A 10,778-nucleotide genomic window follows, 5' to 3' on the forward strand; every position below is an offset into this window, starting at 1 on the left:
CGTCATCTCGATTTCTATGACAAAACCAAATCATTTTTATAAATGGTTTGGTTTTTTATGACGGCAAAGATTCTGTGGATTATTTTGTTTCTAACAGCATTCAGGACACTCATTTTGTTTTTACCATCTTGAACCTTCTGTTTATAATATATGCTAAGGTCATTCTTCAGTCTGATTGCGCTCATAGCGGCTAAATGTAAGAGGCTTTTCATCGGCTTGTCTGCAAAAACAGATACCCTTGGCCTATATCTTAACGATGTTCCGGATTGGTGGTCAAATGGAACAACGCCACAGTAGCAGGCCATTTTTCTAGGCTCACTGATCGATGTGAATGCCTCGGTCTTTGCGATCATCATCCATGATACCACCTTTCCTACGCCCGGTACAGATCGTATAAGTTCGGTTTTTTCCTTAAGGGTGCCATCAGCCATGATATTTTTCTCGATATCTGCTTCGATCTTTTTTATCTGAACATCAATCGCTTCGATCAGTTTTTTGTTCAGCCTGAGCAGCTCTTTGTCCATGCCCAGGCTTTTCATCAACTTGTAGTCATGCTGCTGTCTGGCAAGCTGGCCCTTCATTCTTATCCTTGATGCCCGCTCGGCCAGCAGGACCTTAAGCTTTTTGATGGGCATTGACGATGGTTTCCATGGTCTACTTTCCTGCTGGTTCCTTTCTATGAAACTGCAGATCCTGAGCGAATCAACCTTGTCGTTCTTTCCTCTTGTAAGCCCCAAACTCTTCTTCAGGTGCATCGGAGAAAGAACATAGACGCTAAGATTCATGCAGGCCAAAACCTCAAGAAGGTTCCAGTTATAGCGACCTGTGTTCTCCATTGCGACCACCGTTTCTACAGATGCATACTTTTTGAATAATGATCTGATTGCCTTAATCTCGTTCTGAATGTTAAAATACTGAACTTTGCCATCAATCTTTACACAGATGTCCAATGTTTTGCTGCTAATGTCGATTCCAATAAAAATCTTTTTCATAAATTCGTTTTAAGAAAGTGAAATGAGAATTCATCAGTTCTGCTCAACTCCTTGATAGTGGGTCACTAGCCCTAATTTCTATTTGAGTTCCTGATGAAAGGGATGCAGAAGTCTAAATCGAGATATGAGTCTAAACTCTGAGGAACGAATAGTTTACTTCTGCTTCCTTCTCATTCTAAATTATCAAAAACAAATCTAAAGGATCTCTCGCATTCGTTCGAGATGACGACCTCTTTATGATACGGCCCCTTTTCATTTTAATTGTTTAGGTGTAACTTTTTCTTACTTTTCGCCACCACAGCATTGCACCCGTAATGGAAAGCAAGCCCGGTAATAAACCTATGATCACGTATAATATTTTGATGGTGACACCACCAAAGTTTCCTACGTGAAGAGGAAAAAAAGTGGCTTCTACCCTTTCCCAAAATCCGTGTTCAGCTAATAGTTCAATAGAAATCACTTTTCCAGTTGTAGGATCTATAGCAATCGAATTTCCATTATAGAAGAATGCGGATTGGCCTTTTACTGTACCACTTGCCTGGAAATTCTTTCCGGGCTGGGTGGGTAAGTAAACTTTTTTAAGGATTAAGTCGGGCATATTTTTCTTTGCATTACTAAGCATTTCGTCTATGTTTTGTGAAGACAAGGTATTTATCGGAGTTGAAACAGTTTGTTTTTTCCAATATGCAGGATCTAATGAAAACTTGTTCATCCAGAAACCTGTAAAGAAAATAACCACATTAAAAGCCAATGCCCATACTCCAACAATTCTATGTAGACCAGAGGATATGGTTCTCCAATTATTCCATTTCATTTTCTCTTTAAAGGACAGCACTTTCCATACATGCTTTCTGTAAATGATCAACCCTGTTATGGTAGATAAGAGCATAGTAATCCCAAAAACCGTAGCCAGCAGCAATCCCGGTATACCAAGCTGAAAACTCCAATGAAATTGAAATATCCAGTGCATGAAACTTGGATTTAGATCTTTTAGGTTTCCTTCGCGCAAGGTCTTACCAGAGTAAGGATTGATGCTGACCATCCCAAGGTCATAGGTACTGATCTTTCCGTCGTTTTGATAAAGTCTGAATTCATATGCTTCATTTGTTACAGCATCAGGATTTAACCAGGCAATACCCGCAACGTTTGGATGCTCCTGCCCTATCTTCCTGTAGAGGGCATCTAGAAATAGTATTTTACCTGAGGGTTTTACCTTAAGTAATTCAGCATTGATCGCGTGATCGATCTCTTCTAAAAAGACCAATGCCGAGCCACTTAGCCCAAGCAGTAATAGAAAAACACCACTAATAAGACCAAGCCAGCTATGAAAAGAGAATGCCAGTTTAGTTATTGATTTTGATCTGTTCATCGGATTTGGTAGCTTATTCCAATTCTATAATTAAACGGATCACCTAAACCACCAGCAACTGTGCTCGATCTGCTCCCAGTGAAATAGTGTTTATCAGTAAGGTTATAAGCATTAAACTGAATGTTATAACGCCCCCTTTGATAGTTGATGGCTGCATCTAATACGGTATATTCAGGAAACACAAAGTTTTGATTACTGATCAGGCCAACCTGATCGCCCACATAGCGAACACCTCCGGCTAATCCCAACCCTTTCAGAGCAGTACTATACAAGTTATACTTTAACCAAAGGTTAGCGATGTGTTTTGGCGCATTTGCAAAACGATCGCCTTTTTTTCCATAGGCACTTGTACTGAGGATGATATGTTCATTATACGCATATCCGGCAATGATATTAAAGTTTTGAATTGTTCCGGTGGCAGAGAATTCAATTCCTCTGCTTCGGGTACCATCAATTGCCGTCTGGCGATGAGAGTTTTCTTCTGTAGGCGCGGCAGTCAGGATATTTGCATATTTAATCTCATATACAGACACTGTGGTTGACAGTTGCTGATTAAAGAAATCTGCTTTAGTACCTAGTTCATATTGAGTTGCCTTGCGGGTAGGAAATGGCCCACCAGAAAGAACATTATTAGAGGTTTGAGGATTAAAAGATTTGACGTAGGTACCGTAAAAAGCTAAATTCTCTATAGGTAAGTATACTAATCCAACCCTTGGGATCCATCCAGATGCTTGTAGTTCATCACCTTGTTTATTATCTCTGTCAGACAGCGGAGTTTCCTTTCCGTCATAGTTATCGTATCTTAAAGAGACCAGCGCTTTAAGCTGTCGTCCAAAACTAACCTGATCCTGAATATAGAAACCCGTCAAATTGGTAATGCGTTTGTTGTCATCTGATTCTTCAGCAGGAACAGCAGATTCCGGGATATCACTGCTGTAATCAGGGTTAAAAATAGAAATACGGGTTGAAGGTTTATACTGGTAATCGTTTTTTGTCCAGCCATAACGATTGTAATCAGCACCAACTATGATCTGATGTTCTAAGGACCCGGTCTTCGTATTGTAGCTTGCATAAGCAGTGGTTTGCAGACTAAAACGATCAGTTTCCCAATCCTGATATCCTCTGCTAATTGAATCATTTCTGATCTTCCCTACAGGTATATGATCGGTATAATCCAGCACATTTCTTACCGCACGCTGTACCACCGTTAGTTTCAGTTTTTCGTTAAAGCTATGGTTGAATGAAAGTGTGGCCGACGAGTTATTGGTCTTTCCATAGTCAGTTGGACTTTGTATGGTCAGATTGTTTGGATAATAGTTAAAATCGAAAGTACCGTCAGTCCTGGTGCGGATAAAAGTTCCATTATCATATTGGTGAACAGCTTTTTGGTGAGCATAGTTCAATTCCAGGTTAAGGCTTGTTTTATCTGAAAAAAGATAAGTTAATGATGGTGCCAGGAAAATATTTTCTTTATCCTGGTCGCTGCGAAAACTTTCCGATCTGTCGTAGCCTATGATAGCACGATACAATAGCTTTTTATTTTTAGTTAATGGTCCGGTAATGTCTGCTGATGCCCGACGGAAATTCCAGCTTCCCAGCGACAAGTCGATGTTGTATCGGCTTTCTGCAAGCGGTTTTTTGTGACAAAGTTTATTACACCACCTGGTGCTCCCTCACTAAACAAGGCGCCAGAAGGACCTCGCAGTAGCTCTACAGATTCTACGTTGTATAATAATGGCTGTTGGCTCCATAAGAAGAGATTACCTCTGATACCATTATAAAGCAGGAAACTTGCATCATTAGGAGAATATGCAGTAAATCCACGCATAGTGAATGAACCATTTCCATTATTTGCCTTCATACCAGTAAAACTGCTTGCAAGTTCATTCAGCGTAAAAGCTTGCTTGTCGTGCATTACCTCTGACGAGATAGCTTGTACAGATTGTGGGGTTTCGAGTAGTGAAATATCCATTCTGGTAGCGCTACTGGATTGTTTTACATGGTAATGTTTCTTGCTGATATTGATTGCTACCTCTCTCAACTCCTGTTTGCTTTCTGAGAGTTGCAAATTGAGAAAGGCATTTTTGCCTGTAGTGATGATCAGATTTTGCTTAAGAGCGGTATACCCTATATTTGAAACGACCAATACATATGTACCGGCAGGAATAGCGATAAAATTGAAGTTTCCATCTGAATCTGTTTGGGTGCTAATTAGTGTATTCTGGAATTGAACTGTTGCACCGCTAACAGCTTCATCTCTAGCGGTAACGATGCGGCCTTTTAAATTCCCTGAGCCAGATTGCGCAAAGGATTTACTAATGATAAACAATAGTAATAGTATGCTGAAAATATTGATTTTCATTTGAAAGTATAAAAAGATGTTAATAAGAAACCAGCCTGAGGCACATCACGATTTCGACCATAAAAATGGCATGTGAGTAACTCAGGTTACTCAATAATTGTGATTAAAAAAATAAGATAGATTAGGCAGCTACGTACTGAGGTGGTTTGAAGATGTCGTTGGTAAAAGAAGAAGGTTTAAACTTTAAATAGAAAATATTAAAGTCGCTCGTTTTTGGGGAGGCTGATGATTCATTTACCTCAAGTCTGTTCAATTTGCAAAAGAAGAGCACATTAGCTTTTTCCAGATTTTCTGCTCTTTGCTTTTCTTCATTCTGTTCGGCTTGTTTGAGTTTTTTTGCTAGTACACATCGTCCATTACAATGCATTTCTGGTTTATCCTTATTTTCACAAAAGGCAGAAGCAATGTAGCCCTGATTAATCTTAAAAGCGAGGATTATCCCCAACTTATTAAAGGACTGCATGACGATCATGAATAGTAACAAAAGGCAAACTGATCTTCTCAATTATTGATTTTTATGGCTGCAAAAGTATTACTTTTTTCTTGCATCATAGAGAAATATACTGTTTTTTTAGATCGGGTACTGCCCCTCCAGTTCATCCTCTTGCAGCTCGCTGATTCGATCTTTGATCAACTCTGCATGTTCTATTCCCCATTGATCTATTTTGGAAAGAATAGGCAATAAGGTTTCTCCCAGGATAGTGAGTTTGTATTCAGTTCTTTTAGGATAAACATCTTCCGCACATTTTTCAATCATACGATAAAAAAGCAGTTCCGCCAATTGCATTTCGATAACACGTGTGGATGCTTCAGTGATATATCTGGCAATTTCGCTGGGCCTCGAAATACCTCTGCTAATTGCATCCAAGATGCAACATTTCCATTTTCCGCCCAATACTCTCATCGCTAAATAGATACCACAATCTGGATCTTCTTGTATTTTTCTTGTATACATACTTTTATTATTGCTGGTTAAAATTACTCAATCCATCCCGAACCTCACAGTAACCCCATACCGAATCTTTTATCGGTTATTGTTGCCTTACAATCTTTCAGGGAAATTTGTGTTATCGCTTATCGTGATTAATTAAAATCAAAAAGGAATCTGAAATGCAAAAAGAACTGAATGTAAAAAGTCAATTTAAGCTTAACTGGATAGACATCCTACCTTTACTAATATGGATAACCGTTTTTTTTATGACCTGGTTATTCATGCATGGAGCAGATCACTATCTGCAAATGACGCCAGAAGCATTAGGCAGATACTTCCCCCAACGGTGGTTCCTCATCGCACATATTACGGCTGGTGGTGGAGCATTGATCTCAGGTATTATTCAATTCTGGCCTAAACTACGTACCTATAGCTGGAAAATACATCGCGTAATTGGTTATTTGTATCTGTTATCGATCCTGGTAAGCAGTATAAGTGCCCTTATGCTTGCTTCCACAACGGCCTATGCGGTAAATTGGGCTTATGCTTTTACACTGCAGATCTGGGCTAGTGTTTGGATCAGTACAACTTTTATTGCTTTCTATACCGCTATGAGGAAACAATTCAAGCTTCACAAAGAATGGATGATCAGAAGTTATCTGGTTACCGTAGCTTTTCTGATTTCAGGTTTTATCTACAAGATTCCATTTATACAGCAGTTGGGCAGTTTTGAAGAAGTTACTGTTCCTCTTTTTTGGATGGGGTGGGCAGTGCCACTTTATACTTATGAAGTGATCCGCAGCATTTATTCCATTAAGAAACTTAAACGTTAAACTGCCTTAAATGATGATCTGAATGCTTATAAACAAATATGCCAATTTGTTCTCTTGTCATTTTACCAAAGAAATCGTGAATGAACTTATCATTTGAAAAGTTTTCAAAATCAGCTATCAGGTTCATCAAGGTCTTCTTTTGAGCTTCCAGATCACATTCTTTTTGCTTAATGGTAAATGCTTTTCCTGCCGGCATATTTTTACCGATTGGCTTGTCGTTTTTAGTATTGCTTTTGAGCGCCATTTTGCCAAAGATTTTACCTAAAAATTCTTGCCCGTTAACAGGATTAGTTATTCCTAAAACCCATTCGTTCCATTTTGTGCAATGCATGGTCATTTGATAAACATTCATCTTACCCCAAAGCGGCTTGCTGTTTTCATTCAGTGAATTAACCCTGGCAGTCAATTCATCTATTGTTGCCTTATCAAATATCGTTTTCATTGTCAAAATTATTTATAGGTTGCAATGAAAAATAGTTACCAGAATCATCTTTAAATAATGCATCTGTTCCGTAAAACTCTTTGGTTGGCGGTTTTATAAATTCAACACCCTTGGCTTTAAGCTCCTCGTAAGTAGCATGAATATCTTTGCAAGTTAAAACCCCACAGCCAAATATCCCTTTTTTGATAAGGTCTATTAGGTTTTCCGCTATTTCTTTGGGAAACATTTTGCTTACTGTAACCGGAAACAATACCAATTGCAGGTCGGGCTGCTCGGGAGGCGAAACGGTAAGCCAACGGGTTCCCTGCCCCATTGGAAAATCGTCTACCAGTTTGAACCCCAATTTGTTTACATAGAAGTCATAGGCACTATCCTGGTCTATAACATGAATGTTTGTAATGGTCATTTTTGTAATCATGGCTATTTGCTTTAGATGTTAAACTCATTACAAACTTGAGCAATAAATCAAATATCAGTTTCTTCAAAATTGCTATTTTCGAGCCAACCATGTTGGTAGGCATAACAACCCGGCACAAAGGCAAGAGGTGTTAAACTGATCTTCTTTTGGTTTTCTTGGTGGTGTTTCAGATAAGTTGACGGGGATTTTCCGACGACCTTTGAGAATAGTCCGCTGAATGAAGAAAGGCTATCGAAGCCCACTAAAAAGCAGGCCTCAGAAACAGGAGTATCTTTTTTGAGTAGTTCTTTTGCCTTTTCAATTCTCACATATTTTAAATACTGATGGGGTGTTTTTCCGTAAGCAGATTTGAACAGTCGAATAAAATGAAATTTTGAAAAATAGGCCTCGTTAGAAATATTATTGAGGTCTATTTTGTCGGCATAGTTGTTATCGATGAATAGTTTTGCCTGAACTATTCTTCTGTATAAATAAACCTTCGGATATTGCTCGGTTGTCATTTGATTTTATTCCTGCTCCACTCACTCCAACTGCCCACATACAACTTCGGGATTTCTAAACCCGCATAGTCCATTGCTAAAAGCGTATGACAAGCCGTTACGCCAGAACCACAATGCACAATCACATTTTCCGTTTTATAATCGGCTAAAGCTTTTGAATATTTCTCTTTTAGTATTTCAGGTGCTAAAAAATCCCCGTTAGCATCCAGATTCTCAGTAAAAGGAATATTTATTGCGCCAGGAATATGGCCCGCAATTAAATCAATTGGTTCTGTTAATCCTGCATAACGATTAGCATCGCGAACATCAATAACTGCATGATTATCACTGTTACCAGCAACTTCTACCTCATCTATTTCTGCTAATGGTAACTGCCATTCGGTGATCTGATAAGGCTCTGCTGTTTTGGGAGTTGGAATCTCAGAACTAACAGCAAATCCCGCTTTAACAGCAGCATCATAACCGCCATTTAAAACCTGAACTTTTTGGTGTCCTATTGACTTTAACATCCACCAGAATCTGGCAGCAGCATTAGCGCCATTCTTATCGTCGTAAACAATTACATGGCTATCTTTTGTAACCCCGTATTTTGCTAAAACTTCAGAAAAATGTTCAAACGTAGGTAAAGGGTGCCTGCCTCCAACAGCGAAATCCTTAATATCGGCCAGATCTGTATTTAGATCAAGATAAAAGGCACCATCTAAGTGCTGTTCATCATATCTGGCTTTCGATCCGGCGCTAACATCAAATAAAATAAAATCGTTTTTACCTGGTAAAATCAATTCCTGTGGCTGTATTATAGAAGATAATTTCATGGTATTTAAAAACATGAATATATGAAAACTATCCCAACATTACCTGTGGAAAAGTAATTGTAAAGGTTGATCCCTGCTTAACTGCAGATGCAACCTTAATATCAATATTATGATATAATGCAATACTTTTAACTATTGAAAGGCCAAGTCCATAACCCACGTTTTCAGATAAATTGGCCTTCCTGAACCGATCGAAAATAAAGTCAATATCTTCACTTGCAATGCCAATACCCGTATCCTTAATGAAAATCTGATAGTCGCCTTGTTTGTTAAAAGCATCGGTAACCATCACGCTCCCACCTTCAACATTGTATTTAATTGCATTATTTATAAGGTTGTAGAACAACTGAAAAAGCAGATCGTGGTTAACATTTTTTAGTGTAACCTTCTCTTTAATATGTATAGAAAAAGTAAGGCCTTTGTCCTCTAACCTGTGACTAATCTCTTCTTTTATGTCTTMCAGTAAATCTGTAAGTTTTACAGATGCCAATTTTACAAACTGATCGTTCTCAATTCTTGAAATGAACAGCAATGAGGAAGATATTTTCTTTAATCGGTCCAGCGTTTTCATCATTCCCACAATGCGCATTGCCACATCTTCAGTGATCTGGTCATCAGCAAGCAGGTTTTCCATCTTGTTTTGGAGGATGCTTATCGGAGTCATCAGCTCATGAGAAGCATTGGCTGTAAACTCTCGCTCCTTTTCAAAGTCGACATTGATCTGATCCATCAAACTGATGAGCGACTCATCTAAATATTTAAAGTCCTGTGTGGTGGTTTTTACAGGTTTACTTTGATCTTTAAAAGGAAACTTTCGGTTTAGCAGTTTGCTTTCTATGATTTTGCCAAGCGGTCTTATCAATACCCGGGTAAAAATAAGGTCTATTACAATAGTTAAAGCGATTAGCCCCATCAGAACATATAAGGCTATGCGCTGCAAAGGCTTGTTATATTGATTGATGCTACCTACAGTTTTCCCGATCTCCAGCAGATAGTTTTTGTTTTTGGCCTTAAAAGTATGGTTAAGTACGCGGTAACTCAATGTATCCCCCTCCACAATACGTTCTACTGTTTTTATGGTGTCAATAAGTAGCTCTGGTGCAGCGGGCTCAATGGCAACATATTCCTCTTTAAGCATAGTATAACTTCCATAGCTGTCATCGCCMTGCAGATAATAATCTATACCATCTTTCTGCACCTTATCTAATGCTTTCTTCTGCTGATCTCTTAATGAATAATTGGTATATTCTGACGCAATACTTGCTACCAAAAAGGGCATAGAAAGTATAAATAACAGCACAACTGCAAGTTTAGAACYGGTAATGAAGTAAATAAGCTTTGCAGATAGTTTCACGTCTATTTCTTTATTCTATAGCCYACACCTCGTACTGTCTCTAGCCAGTCGGTAGGTGCCCATAAATTTAATTTTTTTCTGATGTTTTTTATGTGTGYATCAATGTAATTCGAATCATAGTCATCGTCGGCAAAGGTGCCCCAAATATGCTCGCTCAGCTGCATTCTTGTTAAAACGCGGTTTTTGTGTAGAAACAGATAGCTTAACAAATCGTATTCCTTACGCGACAGTTCAATTTGTTCTTCTTTGTATTGAACAAGGCGCTTTTGAAGATCAATGCTAAATTCTCCAAGTGGGATTGCTTCTTCTTTTACATTAAATTTACGACGGGCAATTGCCTGCATTCTTGATTGAAGCTCTAGCAACGAAAAAGGTTTAGCAAGGTAATCATCAGCCCCAAGATCTAATCCTGTTATCCTATCTTCCAGGTTGCCTCTGGCAGTTAAAATAATATATGCAGCTTCTGGATTGTGCTTTTTTGCTTTTGGAAGCAGCGACAGTCCATCGCCATCCGGCAAACCAAGGTCAAGCAGAATAAAGTCGTAACTGTTTACTTCAATTTTTTCTAATCCTTGTGCTACAGTATGCGCCAGATCGCACAAGTAAAATGCCTTTTTTAAAAAGGTTTCCATTTCGTAAGCAAGTGTTTTTTCGTCTTCAACTATGAGTACTTTCATTTGTGCAATTGAAATTAAAATTGATAATAAAGACCAAGGCTAATAAAAGATTGCTGCCTTTTAGCTTCAGTAATGGCATTTGCAC

At 38.6% G+C, this 10,778-nt stretch carries 13 protein-coding genes; 1 reads left to right on the forward strand and 12 read right to left on the reverse strand.

Annotated features, from left to right (window positions below; all coding sequences use genetic code 11):
• Window positions 1–14 precede the first annotated feature (14 nt).
• The 6 genes from AC1DDK_RS25935 to AC1DDK_RS25960 form a co-directional block, all read right to left on the reverse strand.
• A complete protein-coding gene (locus AC1DDK_RS25935) occupies window positions 15–992 on the reverse strand; it encodes an IS110 family RNA-guided transposase (RefSeq protein ID WP_337718279.1) in 978 nt (325 codons plus the stop codon).
• Window positions 993–1,257: 265 nt separating this feature from the next.
• Entirely contained in the window at window positions 1,258–2,361 is a 1,104-nt protein-coding gene (locus AC1DDK_RS25940) for a PepSY-associated TM helix domain-containing protein (protein WP_337716907.1), read from the reverse strand.
• Complete coding sequence (locus tag AC1DDK_RS25945) at window positions 2,358–3,965, reverse strand: TonB-dependent siderophore receptor (protein WP_337716905.1); 1,608 nt, start codon at window positions 3,963–3,965, stop codon at window positions 2,358–2,360. The genes AC1DDK_RS25940 and AC1DDK_RS25945 overlap by 4 nt, the downstream gene beginning before the upstream one ends.
• Entirely contained in the window at window positions 3,908–4,723 is an 816-nt protein-coding gene (locus AC1DDK_RS25950) for a TonB-dependent receptor (protein WP_337716903.1), read from the reverse strand. The genes AC1DDK_RS25945 and AC1DDK_RS25950 overlap by 58 nt, the downstream gene beginning before the upstream one ends.
• Before the next feature lie 121 nt (window positions 4,724–4,844).
• Window positions 4,845–5,186, reverse strand: coding sequence for a hypothetical protein (locus AC1DDK_RS25955; RefSeq protein ID WP_337716901.1), 342 nt, complete (start codon window positions 5,184–5,186; stop codon window positions 4,845–4,847).
• A gap of 108 nt (window positions 5,187–5,294) precedes the next feature.
• Window positions 5,295–5,678 (reverse strand): winged helix-turn-helix transcriptional regulator, encoded by a 384-nt coding sequence (locus AC1DDK_RS25960; protein WP_337716899.1) that lies wholly within the window; start codon window positions 5,676–5,678, stop codon window positions 5,295–5,297.
• Window positions 5,679–5,920: 242 nt separating this feature from the next.
• Between AC1DDK_RS25960 and AC1DDK_RS25965 the strand changes: the two genes are divergently transcribed.
• On the forward strand, window positions 5,921–6,487 hold the full coding sequence (locus AC1DDK_RS25965; RefSeq protein ID WP_477622428.1) for a DUF2306 domain-containing protein: 567 nt from the start codon (window positions 5,921–5,923) through the stop codon (window positions 6,485–6,487).
• On the opposite strand, the gene AC1DDK_RS25970 is transcribed toward AC1DDK_RS25965, so the two are convergent.
• From AC1DDK_RS25970 to AC1DDK_RS25995, 6 genes are read right to left on the reverse strand one after another with little or no spacing between them, the layout of a single operon-like run.
• The gene (locus tag AC1DDK_RS25970) at window positions 6,477–6,929 is read right to left on the reverse strand and encodes a DUF1569 domain-containing protein (protein ID WP_337716895.1); all 453 of its coding nucleotides are present in this window, start codon (window positions 6,927–6,929) and stop codon (window positions 6,477–6,479) included. The genes AC1DDK_RS25965 and AC1DDK_RS25970 overlap by 11 nt on opposite strands.
• Window positions 6,913–7,347, reverse strand: coding sequence for a VOC family protein (locus AC1DDK_RS25975; protein WP_172660241.1), 435 nt, complete (start codon window positions 7,345–7,347; stop codon window positions 6,913–6,915). The genes AC1DDK_RS25970 and AC1DDK_RS25975 overlap by 17 nt, the downstream gene beginning before the upstream one ends.
• A gap of 47 nt (window positions 7,348–7,394) precedes the next feature.
• The gene (locus AC1DDK_RS25980; RefSeq protein WP_172660240.1) at window positions 7,395–7,847 is read right to left on the reverse strand and encodes a helix-turn-helix domain-containing protein; all 453 of its coding nucleotides are present in this window, start codon (window positions 7,845–7,847) and stop codon (window positions 7,395–7,397) included.
• Complete coding sequence (locus AC1DDK_RS25985; protein ID WP_337716893.1) at window positions 7,844–8,662, reverse strand: sulfurtransferase; 819 nt, start codon at window positions 8,660–8,662, stop codon at window positions 7,844–7,846. The genes AC1DDK_RS25980 and AC1DDK_RS25985 overlap by 4 nt, the downstream gene beginning before the upstream one ends.
• A 28-nt stretch (window positions 8,663–8,690) precedes the next feature.
• Window positions 8,691–10,016 (reverse strand): HAMP domain-containing sensor histidine kinase, encoded by a 1,326-nt coding sequence (locus tag AC1DDK_RS25990; RefSeq protein WP_477634192.1) that lies wholly within the window; start codon window positions 10,014–10,016, stop codon window positions 8,691–8,693.
• A gap of 2 nt (window positions 10,017–10,018) precedes the next feature.
• Window positions 10,019–10,693: a response regulator transcription factor gene (locus tag AC1DDK_RS25995; RefSeq protein WP_477634193.1), complete on the reverse strand. Its 675-nt coding sequence runs from the start codon at window positions 10,691–10,693 to the stop codon at window positions 10,019–10,021.
• Window positions 10,694–10,778 lie beyond the last annotated feature (85 nt).

Source organism: Pedobacter sp. 05T44, from assembly GCF_056395985.1.